Raw genomic sequence first — 21,198 nt, forward strand, 5'->3', positions numbered from 1 at the left:
TATCGAGTCGACCCGCTTTGAGCAACCAGACCCAGCCCCAGACCATCAAGGTCGATCTGCCCAGCCCCGCGCCCTCCGTGCCGGAACTGCTGGCCAGCGTCCGTCAAGCCACCGAAGACCTGAAGGCCAAGGACCCGGTCGAGATCGACGTACGCGGCAAGTCCAGCGTCGCCGACTACATGGTGGTCGTGTCGGGTACTTCGACCCGCCATGTGAAGTCCATCGCCGACGAGGTCGTGCGCTTCGCCAAGAAGATCGACGTCATGCCGCTGGGTGTTGAAGGCGAGCGTGAAGCCGAATGGGTGCTGGTCGACCTCGGTGACGTCATCGTGCACGTGATGCTGCCGCGCGTGCGCGAGTTCTATGCGCTCGAGCGCCTGTGGACCGTTGGCGACCAGCCGCCGTCCTACGACGACGACGAAGTGGCCTGAGCCATTCGTTGATGCGGTTTTCGACGGCGCCGATGGCGCCGTCGACGTTTTGGAGGAATGTTGATGAAAGCCCGCCTGATCGCCACCGGCGAACGCGCGCCCAGTTGGGTGGCGCAGGGGTTTGCCGAGTACCAGAAGCGGCTCTCGCACTGGTTGCCCTTCGAGCTGGTGGAGATCGAGCCCGGCCTGCGCGGCAAAGGGCGGGACGCACGTCGCGCCACCGAAGACGAAGGCAAACGCGTGATCGCTGCGTTGCCGAAGAATGCCTATGTCGTTGCACTGGACGTGCCGGGCCGCCAGCTCAGTTCCGAACAGCTGGCACAGCGCCTGGAACACTGGCGCGGACAGGGCAGGGACCTGGCGTTCCTGATTGGCGGGCCGGAAGGCCATTCGCCGGAAGTGTCTGCATTGGCCGATGAAAAGTGGTCGATCGGCCCGCTGACGCTGCCGCACATGCTGGTGCGGCTGGTGGTGGCCGAGCAGTTGTATCGCGCCGCTGCGATGTTGGCCAATCACCCCTACCATCGCGCGTGAAGAGTCGTTATACTGGCGGTCTGCCCGAATAGCTCAGCCGGTTAGAGCACTTGACTGTTAATCAGGGGGTCGTTGGTTCGAGTCCAACTTCGGGCGCCACTTTCAAGAGGCCTGCATCGCAAGATGCAGGCCTTTTTTGTTGCGTCGTGCCGTGCAGTCGCGTGCGGCGGTAGATCCACGCCATGCGTGGATGCATTGCGCGCGATCTTTCGAGCGGACTCGGCTCTACACTGCAGGTCCATCACGTGGATGTTGACGATGCGCGCGTTTCGCTTTGCATTTCTCCTGCTGATGGTCCTGCTGCCATTTACCGCATCAGCCGCAGCGCCAACCAACTGGCAACCGCCGGCCGGTACCACTGAATTTCCTCTCTGGCCCGACGGCCAGGTGATGGCGCCGCCGAAGCTGAAAGGCACCGAACAGGTCAGCGAAACCGTCTCCAAGGCCAGTGGCGAGCACTGGATGATGCTGCAGAACGTAGCCGTGCCCACGCTCACCGTGTTTCCGGCGAAAGGCGCGCCTACCGGCACCGCAGTGATGGTGGTGCCGGGCGGTGGCTACAACGTGCTGGCGATCGACCTGGAAGGCAGCGAGATCTGTGGTTGGCTCACCGCACAAGGCATCACCTGCGCGCTGCTGAAGTATCGCGTACCAGCCTCGGGACCGAACTGGAATCGCGAATGCAACTGCCGCGACATTCCCGGCGTGCCGATGGCATTGCAGGATGCGCAACGGGCAATGGGCCTGCTGCGTGCGCAGGCCGCGCACTGGAACATCGATCCGCAACGGTTGGGCGTGATCGGCTTCTCGGCCGGCGGCCATGTGGTGGCCGGGTTGAGCACGCATGTGCAGCGCAGCTATGCATCGCTGGATGCGGCCGATGCGCAGTCCAGCCGGCCGGACTTTGCGATGCTGCTGTATCCGGGGCATCTCTGGGTACGCAAGGATGATTCGCTGGAAAAAGACATCGTGGTCGATGCCAAGGCACCGCCGACGTTCATCGTGCAGGCCGCCGATGACCCGACGGACGATGTCCGTCATGCATTGACCTATCAGCGCGCACTGATCGAGGCCGGCGTGCCGGTTGAAATGCATCTGTTCGCGCGTGGCGGCCACGCGTTCGGCCTGCGGCTGAAAGATGCGCCGGTGTCGGCATGGCCCAGCCTGGCCGAACGCTGGATGCGCGACATCGGCATGCTGACGAAACGTCGGTTGTAGAGCCGAGCCATGCTCGGCTGCCTGCGCGAAGCCGAGCGCGTGCTCGGCTCTACAGCGTCAGCTGGCCTTTCCAGAATGCCACCAGCGTTGTGATCGCCACCACCAGGATCGCGCCGAACAATACCCACTCCCAGCGCGTGAAAATCCGCTCGCCGCGCTGGCGCCGGGTCAACGCGTACAGCACCACGCCCGGCACATACAGCAGCACCGACAGCAGCAGGTTGTCCAGGCCACCGGCATACACCAGCCACAGCGCATAGGCGCTGGCCAGCAGTGCGACGATGAAGTCGCGCCAGCGGGCACCGGCCGCGCTGGCGTACGCCTCGCCCTGCCAGGCCAGCTTCACGCCGAACGCGCTGGACAGGAAGTACGGCACCAGGCTCATCGACGCCGCCAGCAGCACCAGGCTTGTGTAGCTGCCCGAATTGAACAGCACCAGCAGCAGGAACAGCTGGATCAGTCCGTTGCTCAGCCACAGCGCATTGGCAGGTACGCCGCGCGCGTTCTCGCGGCCGAGAAATGCCGGCATCGTGCCATCGCCAGCGGCGGCAAACAGCACTTCGGCGCACAGCAGCACCCATGCCAGCAGTGCACCCAGCACCGAGATGATCGAGCCGATGATGATCACCGTTGCGCCCCATTCGCCCACGATCGCACGCAGCACATAGGCCATCGAGGGATTGGGCAGGCCCGCCAGCTCGGCCTGCGACAGCACGCCCATCGACAGCAGGCTGACCAGCACCAGCAGCAGCCACACGCCGATGAAGCCGATCACGGTGGCGCGGCCGACATCGGCGCGTCGTGTGGCCCGGCGCGAGTAGATGCTGGCGCCTTCGATACCGATGAACACCCACACGGTGACCAGCATCATTCCGCGCAGCTGTTGACCCATGTCCCCCAGCGCGGGAGCGCCGAAGAAGTCAGCACGGAACACGTCCATGCGGAATGCACCGGCCGCCAGAACCAGGAACAGCGCGATCGGCACCAGCTTGGCCACGGTGACCAGGCCATTGATGATCGCGGCGGTACGCAGGCCGCGCAGCACCAGCAGGTGCACGGTCCACAGCAACACGGACGATGCGGCGATGGCGGCCGGTGTATTGCCTTCACCGAACACCGGCGCGAAGTGGCCGATGCCGCTGAAGATCAGCACGAAGAAGCTGGCGTTGCCGAGCACCGAAGCGACCCAGTAGCCCCAGGCCGCAGAGAAGCCGATGTAGTTGCCGAAGCCTGCGCGCGCATACGCATAGATGCCGGTGTCCAGGTCGGGGCGACGATTGGCCAGGGCCTGGAACACGAAGGCGAGCATCAGCATGCCGGCACCGCTCACTGCCCAGCCGATCAGTGCGGCGGCCGGGCCGGCGCTGCGCGCCACGTTCTGCGGCAGCGAGAAGATGCCGGCGCCGACCATCGAACCGACCACCAGTGCGGTCAGTGCGGCCAGGCCAAGGCGTTGGTTGGAAGAGGGCATCACGTGCGCTGCAGCTGTCCGGGGTGCCCATGATGGACGCTGTCGCGTGCGGAAAAAAGCAAAGGCCCGGGCGAGAGCCCGGGCCTTTGCGGGTGACGCTGCAGCAGGATTACTTGAACGTGTACTTGGCACCGACGGTGAAGTAACGGCCCAGCGCACCGGAGAAGTGCATCGGGTTGTAGTTCACGCCGCCGTAGGTGGTCGGATCGAGCGGGGCGATACGGTCGAACACGTTGGCCACCGAGGCATTGAGCTCGAAGGCTTCGGTGATGTTCCAGCGACCGGACAGATCGAAGGTGGTGAACGAAGAGATCTTCTTCACCGGCGTTCCATCTTCATAGAACGCCTGATACGTGCCGCCGCGCTTGTCGGTGTTGTCCATCTTGCCGATGTAGTTGGCAATGCCGCTGACGCTCCAAGGTCCCTGTCGCCAGGTGGTACCGAAGTTGATCTTGTCCTTCGGGGTGCCGATGCAGTTGGTGACGTCGCAATTGCCGTGGGTGCCGGCATAGTCGACAGTCTCATCGCCTTCGGTACGCTCGAACTTCAGGACGTGGCTCCACTGCAGGTCCATTTCCAGCTGGCCCGGACCGATGTCGAAGGTCTGGCGGATATCGGTATCGATGCCGCGAACACGTGAAGAGTTGGCATTCACGTAGGCCGTGTTGACCGCGAGGATGTTGCCGCTGTTGGGAACGCCGCCGATGTTGTTGATGTCACGCACCACATTGCCGGCCCGGATCGCTGCCGTCGTGCTGCCCTGGGCGATTTCGTTGGTGCGCTTGATCTGCCACGCATCGACGGTCAACGAGGTCGAGGACGTCGGCTGCAGCACGATGCCCACCGAGTAACTCTTGGATTCCTCCGGCTTCAGATCCTTGTTCGGGCGGGTGATGATCGCTACCGTACGGGCGGTACATTCGCCGGCGTCGATGGCGCAACGAACCGGGTCGGATGCGTTCGAGAATGCAGCCAGGCCACCGTCACCATTTTCGGCAGGGTTCGGTGCGCGGAAGCCTTCAGCATAGCTGGCACGCAGTGCGATCCAGTCGGCAGGAGTCCACTTCACGCCGAGCTTCGGCGTGGCCTTGCCTTCACCGCTTTCGTACTTGTCGTATCGCAGGGCACCAGACAGTTCCAGCTGTTCCAGCACCGGTGCGGACAGTTCGACGTAACCGGCATACACGTTCTGGGTGCCGTCGTAGGCCGAGTAACCCAGACCGATGATGTCACCCGTGTCGGTGTAGGTCTGCGGGGTCAGGCTGTTGCTGGTCTTGCGCCATTCCGTGCCGATTGCCAGGCCCAGTGGACCACCCTTCAGGTCCATCAGGCTGCGCGACACGGTGAAGTCGAACATGTCCAGGCCGGATTTCGCACGGGCGCTGATGGTTGGTGAGATGTAGTCGTACAACGCCTGCGAATTCAGATTGGCATTGTCGCCGATGCGCCACACGCCACCTGCGCAGTTCGGATTGCCCAGCGCGCACTGCACGGCGCTGTAGCGCAGGAAACCAGTGCGCTTGTTGACCAGGTCGGTCGCCGAATGCAGGTAGGCGGTGTCGTAGCTCCAGTCACCCCAGTTGCCCTTGACGCCCACCAGGAAGCGGTTGAACTCGTTGGTGTTGTTGGTCACGCGCGGACCGACATCCCACGCCGAATAGCGCAGCCTGGAGGCCTGGCCGGGAATCGGGTTGTCAGGATGGTTCGGGCCGAGCACGGTGGCTTTGGAGCCACTGTTCGCGGTGACGACGCCGCCTGGATAGCCCCAGGTACCCGCAGCGCCTGACGGGGTGTTGCTGAAGATCGTTTCCTTCTTCGAGTAGCCGATCTCCGTGTAGATCTCGCCGCCTTCGCCGAAAGCGAAGCTGGCACGGCCGAACACGTTGATGTACTTCTCTTCAGGAGTCAGGTCGCGATACTGCTGCGCCGGATCCCACAGGCAGCCTTGCGCCTGCGCGCTTGCATCCGTCTGGCCCGGAATGGTGGTGAGGTTCGCGCAGCCCGGCAGCGCAACCAGGAAGGCAGGATTGTCCTTGGTTACATTGCGGTCGTCGAAGACCGAACCATTGGGGCCGACGCCGCCTGCCGTGCCCTTGGATAGATACGCGCCGCCCAGGAACTGCGAGTCGGCTGCGTCGTAGCCCCACGGGCGGGTATCGCCGGTACCGATCCACTTGCGGTTCTTGCGGTCGCTGATCTTGATGGCGTCGGTCTTGCCGACATCCAGGCTGAAGAAAGCGTTCCAGCCGTCGGTAGCCAGATCGCCGGTACCGGCGGTCAGGGTGGCCTTCTTGGCATCGCCGTCGCCATCACCGGAGGTGCCGTAGGAGGCACGCAGGATCGCGCCCTGGAAGTCGCTGCGCAGGATGATGTTGACCACGCCTGCGATGGCATCGGAACCATAGATCGCCGAGGCGCCGTCCTTCAGTACTTCCACGCGCTCGACGGCATCGAGGGGGATGGTGCTGAGGTCGGTGAACACCTTCTGGCCGTCATCGGCCAGGCCGTAGGTGGCCATGCGGCGGCCGTTCAACAGCACCAGCGTCGAGCCGGCGCCCAGGCCGCGCAGCGAAATGCCGGCGCCGCCACCGGCGAAGCCGTTGCCGAAGGTCTTGGGGATGGAGCCGGCGCCATCGGCGGTGATGGTCTGCAGGTACTCGGCAAGTGTGGTCTTGCCGGTGCGATCGATCTCCTGGCGGGTCACCACCTGCACCGGTGACGGTGTCTCGGTGTTTGTGCGCGGGATGTTCGAACCGGTGACGGTGATCCGGTCAAGGTTGGTGGCCTGTTCCTGTGCGAATGCAGAGGAGGAGGCCACGGCGCCGGCGAGCAGCAGGGCGCCGCCGGTGAGGATATGGGTGATGGATGTTGCCAGGTGGTTGCGGCGGCGGCTGGCGGGCCGTTGGATCGGGTGTTTCACAGCTTCTCTCCTGACTGGAAAACTCGAGCATTGAGGGCTGTCTCCGGTGTGTCCCGGGACGCGTCAATCTAGGTTTCCGGCAGGTGACGGAGGTGTGAAGTTTTACTAAATTCGTAACGGTTTTCCAACGAAGTTCAAATAACCGGGCAGATTGGCCCTGTTCCGGCCTATTCACCGTTGTGGCCGGCCCGGCGCGCTGCCGGGCCGGCCTCTGACTCAGTCGGGCAGGGAGAACTGCACCGGCACCATGCCGATCGCCGGAACGGCCATGCCATCACGCTCGGCCGGCACGAAACGCCAGTGGCGCAGCACCTGCTGGCGCGCGGCCTGGTCCAGGCTGCGGGAACCGCTGCTGCGTTCGATGCTGACATTCACCGGCTGGCCACTGGGGTCCACTTCCACCCGCAGCAGCACCGTGCCCTGCTCGTGGTTGCGCAGGGCCTGGATCGGGTAGCTGGGCGGCGGGTTGCTGCGGTACTGCAGCTGGGCACCGGCCAACGGCGTGGACGGGGCGATCGTCGGCGCCGTCTGCACCACTGTCGGCTCGGCGGCCGGCAGGATGATGCCCTGGGCCTCCTCGACGGTGGCGGTAGGCGTCGGCAGCGGTGCGGGCACCGGCGTGGCCTGCCGCTTGTGCACCACCTCCACCTTTTCGGGTTCGGTCGGCAGCGGTACCGGCGGCTTCGGGTCTTCCTTCGGAATGAACCGGATCGTGGTCTGGTCGCGGGGAAGTGCGGTGACGGCCTGGTAGGTCGCCGGAATCAGCAACATCAGGAACGCAAGCAGATGCAGGGCGATGGCCGCACTCCAGGCGGCAACGCGGGCAGGATCGAAGTGCAGGGGTACTACGGGATACGTACGAACCATGGTCCACCTCCATGCCAGTGTCGAAGTCCTCAACGCACCAGGGCCGCCATCGGGGTTGCCGCACGCGGCTGGCAGTCAATCATTAGCGCGCCGCCTCTACCACTGCCTAGAGGCAGGGGCGGCAGCGTTGAGCTGGCCTTCATCTAGCGGGGCGGGCACGGCGACGACGGAAACGAAAACGGCGCCCCGCAGGGCGCCGTTGCAGGAAGCGGGCAGGGGCTTCAGCGGCCCAGTTCGAACACCACGTCCAGGTTGACCGAGACGGTCGACTCACCCGGGGCGACCGGGGTGGCCTTGTCCATCGCCGCGCCCGCTGCCATCGATCGCATCATCATCGGCGGGCGGAAACCGCCACCAGCGTTCTCGGAGATGCTGACAATACGGCGCACCTGCAGGCCAAGCGACTTCGCATAGGTCTGGGCGCGGGCCTGGGCCTTCTTCAGTGCCGCCAGGCGGGCTTCGTCATAGACCGGTTCGGGCTGGTCGATCTCGAACTGCGGGCCGTTGATCTGGTTGGCGCCCTGCGCGGCCAGCGCGTCCAGCACCTTGCCGAGCTTGGCGATGTCGCGGACCTTCAGGCTGACGGTGTTGCTGGCCTGGTAGCCGGTGATCTTCGGTGCTTCGTTGTCGGCATAGCGGTACTGCGGGTTGAGGCTGACGCCGCTGGTCTGCACGTCGCGCTCGGCGATGCCGGCGGCCTTGATCGCGGCCAGTACCTTGTCCATCTGCTGGGCGTTCTGGCGCATCGCGCTGTTGCCGTCGGCGGCCTGGGTGACCACGCCGGCCGACAGGGTGGCGACGTCCGGTACGCGGGTGGCTTCGGCGTTGGCCGAGATGTTCAGCAGCGTGCCTTCGGCCGCAGCGGCGATCGACGGCGACGACGGGTCGGCATGGGCGGTCATCGAAGCTCCAAGAGCGAGGGACAGGGCAAGCAGCAGCGGGGTGGCGGTGCGGCGCATGGGATCTCCTTGTTGTGGCGGTGAGGGTGGTGTCGTAGCGATGAACGCGCTGTGAGTCCGTTCGGGGTTGCAGGCGCCGGGGAAGGATTGTCCGACGATTCAGGTACCGGCGTCAGGTTATGCTGTGTCGATGCTCTATCTTGCTTCCCGCTCCCCCCGACGCAACCAGCTGCTGGCCCGACTCGGACGCCCTTTCCAGGCCTTGGACCTGGAGGTCGTCGAGCAGCGCGCGGCCTCTGAAAGTGCCCAGGACTATGTGTGCCGGGTCGCCGCCGACAAGGCGCGCGCCGGCCTGGCGCGGGTGCTGGCCGAGGACCCGCAGGCGCGGGTGCTGGGCTCGGATACCGAAGTGGTGCTCGATGGCGACGTATTCGGCAAGCCGGCCGATGCCGCCGACGCGCGGGCGATGCTGGCGCGGCTGGCCGGGCGCACCCATCAGGTGATGACCGCCGTGGTGGTGGTGGACGCGCAGGGGCTGGACAGCGAACTGGTCGTTTCCGAAGTCACTTTCGCCCCGATCAGTGCCGCCGACATCGCCGCCTACGTCGCCACCGGCGAGCCGCTGGACAAGGCGGGCGCCTATGCCATCCAGGGCGGCGCCGAGCGCTGGATCGAACACCTTTCCGGCAGCTACTCCGGTGTCATGGGGCTGCCGTTGCTGCATACCGATCGTCTGCTGGCCCGCTGCGGCGTGCTGGCCCCAACTGCTGATGCCGCCAGGGAGGCTGCCGATGTCTGAGGAAATCCTGGTCAATGTGACCCCGCGCGAAACCCGGGTCGCGGTGATCGAGAACGGCATGCTGCAGGAACTGCACATCGAGCGCGGTTGGCGCCGGGGTGTGGTCGGCAACATCTACAAGGGCAAGGTGCAGCGGGTCATGCCGGGCATGCAGGCGGCCTTCGTCGAAGTGGGGCTGGACCGCGCCGCGTTCCTGCACGCCAACGACGTGGTGCGGCCGGCGCCGGTGGCCAGTGCCGATACCGAGAACACGACCCTGCCGCCGCCGTCCAGCGTGCCGATCGTGGAACTGCTGCGCGACGGCCAGGACATCGTGGTGCAGGTGGTGAAGGATCCGATCGGGACCAAGGGCGCACGCCTGACCACCCAGATCAGCATTCCCTCGCGCTACATGGTGCTGCTGCCGCAATCGAAGGTGGTGGGCGTGTCGGCGCGTATCGAGGACGAAGGCGAGCGCGCACGGCTGAAGACGCTGGTGACCGAACTGTCGGCCCAGCACGGCGGCTACGGCTACATCGTGCGCACCAATGCCGAGGGCCAGCCGGCCGAGGCCATCGCCGAAGACATCGCCTACCTGTCACGGGTGTGGAACGTGGTCGAGCGTCGCGGCCGCGAGGCGGCGTCGTGCAGCAACATCTATGAAGACCTGAGCCTGCCGCTGCGCTCGGTGCGCGACCTGATCCGCAAGGACGTGGACAAGGTGAAGGTGGACTCGAAGGAGACTTTCGCCCAGCTGCAGGCCTTCGTGGCCAAGTACATGCCGGTGCTGGCCGAGAAGATCGAGCTGTACAGCGGCGATCGTCCGATCTTCGACATGTTCGGGGTCGAGGACGAGATCGGCCGTGCGCTGGACAAGCAGGTACCGCTGAAGTCGGGTGGCTATCTGGTGATCGACCAGACCGAGGCGATGACCACGATCGACGTCAATACCGGCTCGTTCCTCGGCCAGCGCAACCTGGAAGAGACGGTGTTCCGCACCAACCTGGAGGCCGCGCAGGCGGTGGCCAGGCAGCTGCGCCTGCGCAACCTGGGCGGCATCATCATCATCGACTTCATCGACATGGATGACGCCGAGCATCGCCGCCAGGTGCTGCGTACCCTGGAAAAGGCGCTGGCCCGCGACCACGCCAAGACCACGGTGTACGACTTCTCGCCGCTGGGGCTGGTGGAGATGACCCGCAAGCGCACGGTGGAAAGCCTGGAGCGTCAGCTGTCGGAGACCTGCCCGCAGTGCAGTGGCCGCGGCACCATCAAGACCACCGAAACGGTGACCTACGAGATCTTCCGCGAGATCACCCGTGCGGTGCGCCAGTTCGATGCCGCGCGCCTGCTGGTGATCGCCTCCAGCAAGGTGGTGGCGCGGATCACCGATGAGGAATCCACGGCGGTGGCCGAGCTGGAGGAGTTCCTCGGCAAGAGCATCCGCTTCCAGGCGGATGAGCAGTACCTGCAGGAGCAGTTCGATGTTGTTCTGCTCTGATCCAGGCCGACTGTCTGCTTTCGGTGGCCGATGAGCGCGCCGCCGCGCCTGCGACTGCGAAGGATCCGCCGTCATTTCATCGCCGCATGCGCGGTCGGCCTGGTCGGGCTTGCCCTGCTGGTCGGTACCCTCAGCCAGCTGCTGCCGCTGGCTGAGCGCCATCCGGACAGGATCGCGGCCTGGCTGAGCGCGCGCGCCGGACAACCGGTGCGCTTTGAACGCCTGGACACCACCTGGACCCGACGCGGTCCACTGTTGCAGTTGAAGGGCCTGCGCATCGGCGCGGGCCAGGGGCTGGCCATCGGCGAAGCTGAAGTGCTGGTGTCGATGTACAGCGGCCTGCTGCCGGGCCGCTCGCTGACCGAACTGCGCCTGCGCGGCCTGGCACTGGATCTGCAGCAGGCTGCCGATGGCCGCTGGTCGGTACGTGGCCTGCCGCAGTCCAGTGCTGGCGGCGATCCACTGGATGCGCTGCGCCGGCTGGGCGAACTGCAGGTGATTGGCGGCCGCCTGGGCGTGCATGCGCCTGCGCTGGGCGTCGACGCCAGCCTGCCACGCATCGATCTGCGCCTGCGCGTGGATGGCGACCGCCTGCGGGTGGGCGTGCGTGCCTGGGCAGAGATCGACGCTTTGCCGTTGACGGCGGTGCTGGACCTGGATCGCCAGCGCGGCAACGGCCAGGCCTGGCTGGGTGCCGATCCGGTTGATTTCCGCGCCTGGTCGCCGTTGCTGGCGGCCGGTGGCATGCGCCTGCGCGAGGGCAAGGGCGAGCTCAACCTGTGGTTGACCCTGCGGGATTTCGCGCCGGTGGCGCTGACCACCGATTCGGATCTGCGTGATCTGCGTATCGAAGGCGCGCCGATGCCTGGCATCGCGGCTCCGCAGATGCAGCTGCAACGGCTGCAGGCGCGCCTGCGCTGGCAGCGGACCGCAGACGGTTGGGCGCTGCAGGTGCCGCGCCTGCGCCTGCAGGCCGAGGGCAGCCAGCAGCAGCTGGACGGCCTGCAAGTGCGGATGGGCAAGCAGATGCAGGTGCAGGCAGGGGCGGCGCAGGCGGGTCTCGCGCTGCGCGCGCTGTCACTCGGCGACCGGCTGGATGCGGGCCTGCGCCATTGGCTGTACCTGGCCAAGCCGCAGCTGGACGTGGCGCAGCTGCAGGTGCGCGGTCAGCAGGATGGCCCGTTGTGGGTACAGGGCGAGCTGCAGTCGCTGGGCTTTGCCAGCGTTGGCAATTCGCCGGGCCTGCGTGGCCTGAGCGGCCGCTTCGAGGGTGATGCCGACGGCTTCAGCCTGCAGCTGCAACCGCAACGCCAGCTGCAGTTCGATTGGCCGACCGGTTTCGGCGTGCGCCATGACCTGCACCTGGCCGGGCAGATCGTCGGTTGGCGCGACGAGGCCGGTGGCTGGCGCATCGGCACCCCGGCGATGCGCGTGGAAGGCACCGACTATGCCGCCGACGTGCGCGGTGGCCTCTGGTTCCAGGGCGATGGCACCCGGCCGTGGATGCAGCTGGCGGCCAAGCTGGACGACGTGCCGATGACCGCCGCCAAGCGTTTCTGGATCCATTCCAAAATGAGCAAAGGCGCCACCGACTGGCTGGACATGGCCTTGGCCGGTGGCCAGGTGCGCAACGGCATCGGCCTGGTCAGCGGTGACCTGGACGACTGGCCGTTCGACAACAACGACGGCCGCTTCGAGGCCACCGGCCACATCACCAACGGTGACATCCGCTTCCAGCACGATTGGCCGTTGATGAGCCAGGTGGACGCCGATGTTGCCTTCATCGGCCCCGGCTTCCACATGCAGGGCCGCGGCGATCTGGCCGGCGTAGCGGTACAGAAGTTCGAAGCCGGTATCCAGGATTTCGGCCAGCAACCCCTGTACGTGCGCGCCGACAGCCAGGGCGATGCCGGCAAGCTGCTGGCAATGCTGCGGCAGAGCCCGCTGCACAAGGAATACGGCGACACCCTGGACAACCTCGCGGCAAGCGGCCCGGCCAACGTGCATTTCGACCTGCTGCAGCCTCTGCATCATGACCAGGGTGGTGGCCACCTGCAGGGCACCGTGGACCTGGCTGGGCTGAAGCTGGTCGACAAGCGCTTCCAGCTGGAATTCGACAACATGCGTGGGCAAGCCCGCTACAGCAACGCCGGCTTCGCCGCCGAGGAGCTGACCGTGCGCCACCTCGGCCAGGACGGCCGGCTGAGCCTGCGCGCCGGTGGTTTCGTGCGTGACCCCAAGCTGGCCTTCGAATCGGAACTGTCCGCCACGCTCGATGCGGGCGTGCTGATCGACCGCGCACCGGAAATGGCGTGGCTGAAGCCCTACATCAATGGCACCTCGCCGTGGACCATCGCGGTGAACCTGCCGAAGGTCGCGCCGGGTGCGCCAGCGCCGCCAAGTGAGCTGCGCCTGCGCTCGGACCTGGTGGGCACCCGCCTGGACCTGCCGGCACCGCTGCAGAAGCCGGCCAGCGAGCCGCTGCCGACCACCGTGGCCGCGCAGTTGCCGATGGGCGCTGGCCGCATCGACGTGGCATTCGGCCAGCGTCTGGCGCTGGCCGCGCGCAGCCACAACAACCAGACCGGCGTGCAGGTCACCCTGGGCAGCGACCGTGTTGACCGCGAACCGCCGCCCAGCGGGCTGACCATCAATGGCCGCAGCCCGACGCTGGATGCGCTGGAATGGATCGGCCTGGCCCGCGGCGCCGGTGGCGATGGCGATCCGATGCCGCTGCGCGCAGTGGACGTGCAGGTCGGCCAGCTGATGCTGATCGGCGGCGTGTTCGAGCAGACCCGCCTGCAGCTGCACCCCGGCCCGCAGGCGCTGGACGTGCGTCTGGATGGCCCGTCGCTGGCCGGCAAATTGAACGTACCCAACGCCGATGGCGGCACCATCAGCGGCCAGCTCGAGCGGGTGCACTGGCAATCATTGCCGACCCTTCCCGGAGCGACCGCGGCACCGGCACGGGTGCAGGCCGGCGCCGACGACATGGACCCGGCCAAACTGCCGCCGTTCGCGCTGGACATCGCCGATCTGAAGTTCGGCAAGGTCGTGCTGGGCCAGGCAGTGCTGCGCACGCGGCCGGTTGCCAATGGCCTGAGCGTGGAAGAACTGCGCTTCCGTGCCCCCAGCCAGGAGATCGACATCCGTGGCCGTTGGCTCGGCAAGGGCGGCGGCTCGCGCACCGCGCTCGATGCGCAGGTGCGCAGTGAAGACCTGGGCGGGTTGCTGCAGAACCTCGACTACGGCGGCCAGCTGCGCGGCGGCTCCGGCCACGCCCAGCTGCAGGCGTCGTGGCCCGGTGGTCCTTCCGATTTCCAGCTGGGCAACCTGCAGGGCCAGCTCGATGTGAACGCCCGCAATGGCCAGCTGCTGGAGCTGGAACCGGGTGCCGGCCGCGTGCTGGGCCTGCTCAGCGTCGCCCAGCTGCCGCGACGGCTGATGTTCGACTTCCGCGATTTCTTCTCCAAGGGCTTCGCGTTCAACCAGGTCGAGGGCAGCGTGCAGTTCGGCGAGGGCATGGCGCGTACCGACAAGGTGCTGATCGAAGGGCCGGCAGCGAACATCACCATCCGTGGCGAGGCCGACCTGCGCAAGCAGCAGTTCGACCAGACCATCGACGTCAACCCGCGCGCGGGCAACCTGCTGACCGTGGTCGGCGCGGTGGCCGGTGGCCCGGTCGGTGCGGCGCTGGGCGCCGCCACCAATGCGGTATTGTCCAAGCCACTGGGCGAGATCGGCGCCCGCACCTACAAGGTGACCGGCCCGTGGAAGGAGCCCAAGGTGGAAGTGATCGAGCGCAGCCGCGAACGTGCGCCGGCACCGCCGCCGCGCATACAACCATTGCCGGCCGTGCCGCCGACCGTCACCGAACCACCGCCGCCGCGCTGAGCCCGGCGTCCCCGTTTCCCCCGGCGGACTTGCCTGGCCGCCTTCACACCCCCAGATCGAGACCATGACTGACAACGCCCTGACGCTTGCCCAAGATCGCCTGTTGCGCCCCGGTGGCCTGGATACCGCCGGCCTGGAGCGCACCTTCGGCCAACTGCTCGGCCCCGGTGTGGACTTTGGCGACCTGTACTTCCAGCACGCCCGCCGCGAAAGCTGGAGCGTGGAAGATGGCATCGTCAAGGACGGCGCCCATTCCATCGAACAGGGCGTGGGCGTGCGCGCGATTGCCGGCGAGAAGACCGGCTTTGCCTATTCCGATGACATCCACGCCGGTGCACTGCTGGCGGCGGCGCAGTCGGCACGTGCGATCTCGCGCGAAGGTGGCGCACAGACCGGACGCTCGCTGCTGCGCGGCGATGCGCGCGTGCTGTATCCGGCACTGGACCCGATCGACGGCCTCGGCAACGAAGCCAAGGTCGAGGTGCTCAAGCGCCTGGACGGTTACCTGCGCGCGGCCGACCCGCGCGTGAAGCAGGTGATGGTCAGCCTGTCCGGTGGCGTCGATACCGTACTGGTCGCCCGCACCGATGGTGTGCTGGGCGCCGATGTGCGACCGCTGGTGCGCTTGAACGTGCAGGTGATTGTTGAACAGAACGGCCGCCGCGAGTCGGGTTATGCCGGCGGCGGTGGTCGCTACGGCTATGAAGTGCTGTTTGCCGATGGCCGCCCGGAAGCCTTCGCGCGCGAGGCGCTGCGGCAGGCATTGGTGAACCTGGAGGCGGTGCCGGCACCGGCCGGAGTGATGCCGGTGGTGCTGGGGCCGGGCTGGCCGGGCGTGCTGCTGCACGAGGCGGTCGGCCATGGCCTGGAAGGTGACTTCAACCGCAAGGGCACCAGCGTCTACGCCGGCAGGATCGGCGAGCGCGTGGCCGCCCCGGGCGTGACCATCGTCGACGACGGCACCCTGGATGGGCGCCGTGGTTCACTCAACATCGATGATGAAGGCCATCCGACCCAGTGCACCACGCTGATCGAGGACGGCATCCTGGTCGGCTACATGCAGGACAGCCTCAACGCGCGGCTGATGGGCGTGGCGCCGACCGGCAACGGCCGTCGCGAATCGTTCGCGCACATGACCATGCCGCGCATGACCAACACCTACATGCGCGCCGGCCAGCACGATCCGCAGGAAATGATCCGTTCGGTGAAGAAGGGCCTGTACGCGGTCAATTTCGGCGGCGGCCAGGTCGACATCACCAGCGGCAAGTACGTGTTCTCGGCTACCGAGGCCTACCTGATCGAGGATGGCCGGATCACCGCGCCGGTGAAGGGCGCGACCCTGATCGGCAACGGCCCGGAAACCATGCAGAAGGTGCGCATGGTCGGCAACGACCTGGCCCTGGACGAGGGCGTGGGCATCTGTGGCAAGGACGGGCAGAGTGTGCCAGTCGGCGTCGGCCAGCCGTCGCTGCTGATCGAGGGCATCACCGTCGGCGGTACCCAGGCCTGAGCACGGCGATGGCCACCGCCACCGCCATGCCCGACGGGGACTCAGTCCTCGTCGGTGTCGTCGACCGGCGCGTCCGCCTCGACATCCTCACCGGATGCCTTCAGGCCCAGCGCGGCCGGCAGCATCAGCGCGCGCAGCACCTGGAAGATTTCGCGGTAGGCGCGCGGCGGCTTGTTCTTGGCCTTTTCGGCCTGGGCGTTGCGCACCAGCGTGCGCAGCTGCTGGCGGTCGGCCTGCGGGTAATCGTTGAGCAGTGCGGCCAGCGCAGTGTCGCCCTCGTTCATCAGGCGTTCGCGCCAGTCTTCGGCACGGTGCATCATCGCCACTTCGCGGCGGCCGGTGTCACTGTTGGCGTCCAGCGCATCGCGGATCGCGTCCAGCGCGGCATCGTCCTCGCGGCGCATGTGCTTGGCCAGGAACGCCAGCTGCCGCTTGTGCGCGATATGGGCGGTAATCCGCTTGCACTCGGCGATGTGCGGCAGCAGGTCCTCCGGGATCGGCAGGCGCGCCAGCTGGGCCGGGGTCAGCGACACCAGCTTCTCGCCCAGGGCCAGGACGTCGAGCGCATCGCGCCGGTTCTGGCTGCGGCTCTTGTCGTGGAATTCACCGGTTTCTTCGTCGCGTCCGCGCATCGTCCATACCTGATTTCAAAAAAAGTCGCCCGGCGTGATGCCGGGCCCAACCCGCACAGGATAAAGCATTGAACGTGATCGCCCCTGAAGTTGCCGTCGGCGACGACAGCCCGGCCCGGCTGGAACGGCTGGCCGACATCTCCCAGCAGCTGCTGCAGCGTGCCCGCGCGCTGGGCGCCAGCCAGGCCGAGGTCAGCTGCAGCGAGGACCGCGGGCTGGAGGTCAATGTGCGTCTCGGCGAGGTCGAGACCGTGCAGTCCACCCGCGACCGCGGCATTGCCGTGACCGTCTACTTCGGCCAGCGCAAGGGCAGTGCCAGCACTGCCGACCTGCATGAGGGCAGCCTGCTGGCCACCGTCGAGCAGGCCTGCGCGATCGCCCGTCATACCGAGGACGACCCGGCCGCCGGCCTGGCCGACGCCGGGTTGATGGCCCGCGACTTCCCCGAACTGGACGGTTGGCACCCCTGGGAGCTGCAGGCCGACGAGGCGGTGGACCTGGCACTGGCCTGCGAGGCCGCGGGCCGCGAAGCCGATGCGCAGATCCGCAATTCCGATGGCGCCTCGGTGTCGAGCATGCAGAGCGTGTCGGTCTATGCCAATTCGCACGGCTTCATCGGCCGCGAGCGCGGCACCCACCATTCGATCGGCTGTGCGCTGATTGCCGGCACCGGCGACGGCATGCAGCGCGACGGCTGGTACACCGGCGCACTGGCCCGCGAGGACCTGGAAGATCCGGCCAGCGTCGGTCGCCGCGCCGCCGAGCGCACGATCGCCCGCCTGCAGCCGCGTTCGCTGCCGACCGGCAGCATGCCGGTGCTGTACGCGCCGGAAGTGGCGCGCAGCCTGGTGGGCCATCTGCTGTCGGCGGTGTCCGGCGGCGCACTGTACCGCCAGGCCAGCTTCCTTCTGGACAGCGTCGACCAGCAGCTGTTCCCCGACTGGATGCAGATCGAGGAGCTGCCGCACCTGCGCCGCGGCCTGCGCTCGGCCGCCTTCGATGGCGACGGCGTGGCCACGCGTGCGTCGGCCCTGGTCCGCGACGGCGTGCTGCAGCGCTACGTGCTGGGCAGCTATTCGGCACGCAAACTGGGCCTGCAGACCACCGCCAATGCCGGCGGCGTGCACAACCTGCAGCTGGCGGCCAATGCCGGTTCGCTGCAGGAGATCGCCGCGCAGATGGGCAACGGCCTGCTGGTGACCGAGCTGATGGGGCAGGGGGTGAACGGGGTGACCGGCGACTACTCGCGCGGCGCCGGCGGCTTCCGCGTGGAGGACGGCCAGATCCAGTATCCGGTGGACGGCATCACCATCGCCGGCAACCTGCGCGACATGTTCATGGCCATCGAGGCGGTTGGCAGCGACGTCGATCCGCGCTCGCATATCCGCACCGGCTCGATCCTGGTGGGGCGGATGACGATCGCCGGCAATGATTGATGCCATTGATGGCGTAAGCTAGGCCCGCCTGACGCGACCGGCTTGCCGCCGGTCGGTCAAGACCACCCAATAAAAAGGAGTTTTGTCGTGAGCGAATTCGAGAACGTCCCGGCGGCGAGCAGCGTGCCTGCCGACCAGCGCACCATGGCCCTGGCAGCGCACCTGCTGGGCATCTTCACCGGTTTCATCGGCGCCCTGGTCATCTGGCTGATCAACAAGGATGACGCCAGCAAGGCCTTCGTCACTGACCAGTCGAAGGAGGCGCTGAACTTCCAGATCACCGTCGCCATCGCGATGTTCGCCTGCATCATCCTGACCTTCGTGGTCATCGGTGCGTTCCTGGCGCCGATCGTCGGCCTGCTCAGCCTGGTCTTCAGCATCATCGCTGCGGTCAAGGCCAACAACGGCGAAGCTTACCGTTACCCGTTCGCGCTGCGCCTGATCAAGTAAGACAGGCTGTACGCGGATACGAAAACGCCCGGCACTGCCGGGCGTTTTTTGTTGGTGGCGGCACGCTGCCTCAGTGGTCGCGTTCCACCGCCAGCGTGGCCAGCGCGCGCAGCGCATCGGCTTCTTCGTGATAGCCCGCCAGCGCCTGCTGCATGTGCGCGGACAGTTCGCGCAGCTGCGCCTTGGCGCCGTCCATGCCGAGCAGGGCAGGGAAGGTGCTCTTGTCCTGGGCCTGGTCTTTGCCGGCGGTCTTGCCCAGCTGCTCGGAACTGGCTTCGACATCGAGGATGTCATCGCGGACCTGGAAGGCCAGGCCGAGCGCATCGGCGAAACCGTCGAGCTGGGCCAGCACGGGTTCGGGCGCTTCACCGCACAGCGCGCCCATGCGCACGGCAGCGCGGATCAGCGCACCGGTCTTCAGCGCATGCATGCGGGTGAGCGCTGCCAGCGACTGCTGCTGGCCGGTGGCATCAATATCCAGCGCCTGGCCGCCGCACATGCCGGCCGCGCCGGAGGCATGGGCCAGGGTCTGCAGGCATGCCACACGCAATGCCGCCGGCAGGGGCGCATCGGCCAGCAGGCCGAACGCACGGGTCTGCAGTGCGTCACCGGCGAGGATCGCGGTGGCTTCGTCGAAGGCGATGTGGGTGGTGGGCTTGCCACGGCGCAGGGCGTCGTCGTCCATGGCCGGCAGGTCGTCGTGCACCAGCGAATAGGCGTGGATCAGCTCCACCGCCATCGCTGCGGCATCGAGCCTGTCCAGCGGGGCACCGAACACCTGGCCGGCGGCATAGACCAGCAAGGGGCGCATGCGCTTGCCGCCACCGAGCACGGAATAGCGCATTGCCTGGTGCAGGCGTTGCGGGGCTTCGGCCGGTGAGGGCAGGGCGGCGTCGAGCTGGCTTTCGATACGGTCGCGCCAGCGCGCGAACAACGCCTCAGCCGTCATGGCTGGGCGGATCGAAGGGTTCGGCGGTTTCGGGCTGGGCCGGATCGCTGAGCAGGCGCACGCGCAGTTCGGCCTGCTCCAGCGCCTGCTGGCACTGGCGGTACAGACCGACGCCACGTTCGTAAGCACTGAGCGAGGCTTCCAGGCTCAGCTCGCCGGTTTCCATCTGCTCCACCAGTTGTTCCAGCGATTCGAGCGACTGCTCGAACTGGGCGACCGGGGAGGCGTTTTCGGGGGACTTCTTGGCCATGCGACAAGTGTGGACGGCGCGCGCGCGAGGGTCAATTCACCAGCCGCCCGGATGCCACTGCAACTGTGCATTGTGTGCCTGCAGCCAAGCCTGCAGCGGTGCGGAAACAATCACGTCGGCGGCCGCCAGCAGCTGCTCTCGGTCGAACAGCAGGGGCAGCTGCGCGCGTCGCCAGGGCGCCAAATGCTCGCGCTGCAGGCAGTCCTTCAGCGCGCATGAATGCGTACGGCCGGGCAGTACGATGCGTTCGCCGCCCTGGCGGGCGCGTAGTTGCAGCGGGTGTTCGAAGCCGTCCGTGCCAAGCAGGCGCAGCTGGCCGCCGTCGGGCAGCTGCAACGGCGCGCGGCCGTCCCACGCCGCCTGCCAGTCCTTCGGCAGAGCCGGCAGCTCTGCCGGCAGCAGGTAGGCGTGCTGGCGCCACTGGCGGATGGCGTGCTGTTGCCAACGCACCTGCGATTGCCGATCGGCGCCGGCGATCATCAATTCGTTCTGTGCCTGCCGCAGTACGTGCGCCGGCAGCGGTGCTGCGTTGTGCTGGCGTACCCACGCACGCAGCACGCGCGCAGCACGTTCCGGTGCGACCTGGCGCAGCAGTTCCAGCGACAGCACCCGTGGTGCCACTTCCAGGTGAGCGAGCAGCTCGGCATCTTCTTCGTCGAGCAGCGCCCGCGTCTGCGCGCTATGCGCGGCGCTGCCCGCCAATGCGGCGGTGGCGTGTGGCCAGCGCTGGCGCAGCAGTGGCACCACCCGCAGACGCAGGAAATTGCGGTCAGCGTGGTCTTCGCCGTTGCTGGGGTCTTCGATCCACTGCAGGCCGTGAGTCGTGGCGTAGGTCTGCAGGCTGCTGCGAGGCACATCGAGCAATGGCCGCCACAGGCGATGGCCATCGAGGTGGCTGTCAGCGGTCATCGCCGCCAGCCCATCGATGCCCGAGCCGCGCAACGCGCGCAGCAGGAAGGTTTCGGCCTGGTCATCCTGGTGCTGGGCCAGCACCAGAGTTTCCGCAGCCTGCAACTCGGCGGTGAATGCAGCGCGGCGTGCCAGCCGGGCGGCACCTTCGAGGCCATGGCCGCCCTCACGCGTGACCTGCACGCGGTGCACGGCCAGCTCGATGCCCAGCGCAGCACATTGCTGCTGGCAGTGGCGCACCCAATCATCGGCAGCGGGTTGCAGGCCGTGGTGTACATGGATGGCACGCAAGGGCGTGCCGGCGGCCTGCGCCGATCGCCACAGCCAGTGCAGCAGCACGGTCGAATCCAGGCCACCGCTGTAGCCGACCAGCAGCGGTGCATCCAGCGTAGCGGGGGGCGGGAAGGCAGTCACGGCGGCAAGTATAGGGTGGGTGGGTGAGCCGGCAGGGCTGCGCCCTGCACCTGCCGATGCCAGGGCAATGGCAACAGCCAAAGCAACAGCGGGCGTTCCGTGGGATGGCGGGGTGGGTCCGGTTGCGGGGGACGC

At 67.1% G+C, this 21,198-nt stretch carries 17 protein-coding genes and 1 tRNA gene; 10 read left to right on the plus strand and 8 right to left on the minus strand.

Going from position 1 to position 21,198, the window contains the following annotated elements; all coding sequences use genetic code 11:
* The first annotated feature begins 17 nt into the window (after nucleotides 1-17).
* The 4 genes from rsfS to AC27VL_RS17970 all read left to right on the plus strand — a co-directional run bounded on the left by rsfS (nucleotide 18) and on the right by AC27VL_RS17970 (nucleotide 2,183).
* Nucleotides 18-431 (plus strand): ribosome silencing factor, encoded by a 414-nt coding sequence (gene rsfS, locus AC27VL_RS17955; protein ID WP_089236374.1) that lies wholly within the window; start codon nucleotides 18-20, stop codon nucleotides 429-431.
* 63 nt (nucleotides 432-494) lie between these two features.
* Entirely contained in the window at nucleotides 495-965 is a 471-nt protein-coding gene (rlmH, locus tag AC27VL_RS17960) for a 23S rRNA (pseudouridine(1915)-N(3))-methyltransferase RlmH (RefSeq protein WP_025879294.1), read from the plus strand.
* A gap of 22 nt (nucleotides 966-987) precedes the next feature.
* Nucleotides 988-1,064 (plus strand) — tRNA-Asn (locus tag AC27VL_RS17965).
* Between the two features lie 150 nt (nucleotides 1,065-1,214).
* On the plus strand, nucleotides 1,215-2,183 hold the full coding sequence (locus tag AC27VL_RS17970; protein ID WP_488767693.1) for an alpha/beta hydrolase: 969 nt from the start codon (nucleotides 1,215-1,217) through the stop codon (nucleotides 2,181-2,183).
* 49 nt (nucleotides 2,184-2,232) lie between these two features.
* Here the strand turns inward: AC27VL_RS17970 and arcD are convergent, their stop codons facing one another.
* The 4 genes from arcD to AC27VL_RS17990 all read right to left on the minus strand — a co-directional run bounded on the left by arcD (nucleotide 2,233) and on the right by AC27VL_RS17990 (nucleotide 8,400).
* Nucleotides 2,233-3,654, minus strand: coding sequence for an arginine-ornithine antiporter (arcD, locus tag AC27VL_RS17975; RefSeq protein WP_488767695.1), 1,422 nt, complete (start codon nucleotides 3,652-3,654; stop codon nucleotides 2,233-2,235).
* 109 nt (nucleotides 3,655-3,763) lie between these two features.
* Nucleotides 3,764-6,574 (minus strand): TonB-dependent receptor, encoded by a 2,811-nt coding sequence (locus AC27VL_RS17980; RefSeq protein WP_100553162.1) that lies wholly within the window; start codon nucleotides 6,572-6,574, stop codon nucleotides 3,764-3,766.
* Between the two features lie 216 nt (nucleotides 6,575-6,790).
* Nucleotides 6,791-7,441, minus strand: a complete 651-nt coding sequence (locus AC27VL_RS17985) for an energy transducer TonB (protein ID WP_100553161.1) — start codon at nucleotides 7,439-7,441, stop codon at nucleotides 6,791-6,793.
* Nucleotides 7,442-7,662: 221 nt separating this feature from the next.
* A complete protein-coding gene (locus tag AC27VL_RS17990) occupies nucleotides 7,663-8,400 on the minus strand; it encodes an SIMPL domain-containing protein (RefSeq protein WP_100553160.1) in 738 nt (245 codons plus the stop codon).
* Nucleotides 8,401-8,530: 130 nt separating this feature from the next.
* Here AC27VL_RS17990 and AC27VL_RS17995 point away from each other — a divergent pair, with 130 nt between their 5' ends.
* The 4 genes from AC27VL_RS17995 (at nucleotide 8,531) to tldD (ending at nucleotide 16,023) form a co-directional block, all read left to right on the plus strand.
* Nucleotides 8,531-9,139 carry a Maf family nucleotide pyrophosphatase gene (locus AC27VL_RS17995; RefSeq protein ID WP_100553159.1) on the plus strand — a complete coding sequence of 203 codons (609 nt, stop codon included), beginning with the start codon at nucleotides 8,531-8,533 and terminating at the stop codon, nucleotides 9,137-9,139.
* Nucleotides 9,132-10,619 (plus strand): ribonuclease G, encoded by a 1,488-nt coding sequence (gene rng, locus AC27VL_RS18000; RefSeq protein ID WP_100553158.1) that lies wholly within the window; start codon nucleotides 9,132-9,134, stop codon nucleotides 10,617-10,619. The genes AC27VL_RS17995 and rng overlap by 8 nt, the downstream gene beginning before the upstream one ends.
* 30 nt (nucleotides 10,620-10,649) lie before the next feature.
* Nucleotides 10,650-14,513, plus strand: a complete 3,864-nt coding sequence (locus AC27VL_RS18005; RefSeq protein ID WP_488767699.1) for a YhdP family protein — start codon at nucleotides 10,650-10,652, stop codon at nucleotides 14,511-14,513.
* Nucleotides 14,514-14,577: 64 nt separating this feature from the next.
* Nucleotides 14,578-16,023, plus strand: coding sequence for a metalloprotease TldD (gene tldD / locus AC27VL_RS18010; RefSeq protein WP_191078788.1), 1,446 nt, complete (start codon nucleotides 14,578-14,580; stop codon nucleotides 16,021-16,023).
* A gap of 41 nt (nucleotides 16,024-16,064) precedes the next feature.
* On the opposite strand, the gene yjgA is transcribed toward tldD, so the two are convergent.
* Nucleotides 16,065-16,655 carry a ribosome biogenesis factor YjgA gene (yjgA, locus tag AC27VL_RS18015; RefSeq protein ID WP_100553155.1) on the minus strand — a complete coding sequence of 197 codons (591 nt, stop codon included), beginning with the start codon at nucleotides 16,653-16,655 and terminating at the stop codon, nucleotides 16,065-16,067.
* A gap of 68 nt (nucleotides 16,656-16,723) precedes the next feature.
* Between yjgA and pmbA the strand changes: the two genes are divergently transcribed.
* Nucleotides 16,724-18,091, plus strand: a complete 1,368-nt coding sequence (gene pmbA / locus AC27VL_RS18020; protein ID WP_488767702.1) for a metalloprotease PmbA — start codon at nucleotides 16,724-16,726, stop codon at nucleotides 18,089-18,091.
* 87 nt (nucleotides 18,092-18,178) lie between these two features.
* On the plus strand, nucleotides 18,179-18,541 hold the full coding sequence (locus AC27VL_RS18025; RefSeq protein ID WP_346578580.1) for a DUF4870 domain-containing protein: 363 nt from the start codon (nucleotides 18,179-18,181) through the stop codon (nucleotides 18,539-18,541).
* 70 nt (nucleotides 18,542-18,611) lie between these two features.
* Here AC27VL_RS18025 and AC27VL_RS18030 read toward each other — a convergent pair whose 3' ends face one another.
* From AC27VL_RS18030 to tilS, 3 genes are read right to left on the minus strand one after another with little or no spacing between them, the layout of a single operon-like run.
* Entirely contained in the window at nucleotides 18,612-19,490 is an 879-nt protein-coding gene (locus AC27VL_RS18030; protein ID WP_488767704.1) for a polyprenyl synthetase family protein, read from the minus strand.
* Nucleotides 19,480-19,740, minus strand: coding sequence for an exodeoxyribonuclease VII small subunit (locus AC27VL_RS18035; protein WP_006381978.1), 261 nt, complete (start codon nucleotides 19,738-19,740; stop codon nucleotides 19,480-19,482). The genes AC27VL_RS18030 and AC27VL_RS18035 overlap by 11 nt, the downstream gene beginning before the upstream one ends.
* A gap of 36 nt (nucleotides 19,741-19,776) precedes the next feature.
* Complete coding sequence (gene tilS, locus AC27VL_RS18040) at nucleotides 19,777-21,063, minus strand: tRNA lysidine(34) synthetase TilS (RefSeq protein ID WP_488767706.1); 1,287 nt, start codon at nucleotides 21,061-21,063, stop codon at nucleotides 19,777-19,779.
* Nucleotides 21,064-21,198 lie beyond the last annotated feature (135 nt).

This window comes from Stenotrophomonas sp. 14P6.2.3 (assembly GCF_057799055.1).

What these genes read in the sequence shown, in the direction of transcription:
- rlmH (WP_025879294.1), top strand. Translation starts at nt 495, where the DNA reads ATGAAAGCCCGCCTGATCGCCACCGGCGAACGCGCGCCCAGTTGGGTG.
- AC27VL_RS17970 (WP_488767693.1), top strand. Translation starts at nt 1,215, where the DNA reads ATGTTGACGATGCGCGCGTTTCGCTTTGCATTTCTCCTGCTGATGGTC.
- AC27VL_RS18030 (WP_488767704.1), bottom strand. Translation starts at nt 19,490, where the DNA reads ATGACGGCTGAGGCGTTGTTCGCGCGCTGGCGCGACCGTATCGAAAGC.
- AC27VL_RS17995 (WP_100553159.1), top strand. Translation starts at nt 8,531, where the DNA reads ATGCTCTATCTTGCTTCCCGCTCCCCCCGACGCAACCAGCTGCTGGCC.
- yjgA (WP_100553155.1), bottom strand. Translation starts at nt 16,655, where the DNA reads ATGCGCGGACGCGACGAAGAAACCGGTGAATTCCACGACAAGAGCCGC.
- AC27VL_RS18035 (WP_006381978.1), bottom strand. Translation starts at nt 19,740, where the DNA reads ATGGCCAAGAAGTCCCCCGAAAACGCCTCCCCGGTCGCCCAGTTCGAG.
- arcD (WP_488767695.1), bottom strand. Translation starts at nt 3,654, where the DNA reads ATGCCCTCTTCCAACCAACGCCTTGGCCTGGCCGCACTGACCGCACTG.
- tldD (WP_191078788.1), top strand. Translation starts at nt 14,578, where the DNA reads ATGACTGACAACGCCCTGACGCTTGCCCAAGATCGCCTGTTGCGCCCC.
- AC27VL_RS17990 (WP_100553160.1), bottom strand. Translation starts at nt 8,400, where the DNA reads ATGCGCCGCACCGCCACCCCGCTGCTGCTTGCCCTGTCCCTCGCTCTT.
- AC27VL_RS17985 (WP_100553161.1), bottom strand. Translation starts at nt 7,441, where the DNA reads ATGGTTCGTACGTATCCCGTAGTACCCCTGCACTTCGATCCTGCCCGC.
- AC27VL_RS18005 (WP_488767699.1), top strand. Translation starts at nt 10,650, where the DNA reads ATGAGCGCGCCGCCGCGCCTGCGACTGCGAAGGATCCGCCGTCATTTC.
- rng (WP_100553158.1), top strand. Translation starts at nt 9,132, where the DNA reads ATGTCTGAGGAAATCCTGGTCAATGTGACCCCGCGCGAAACCCGGGTC.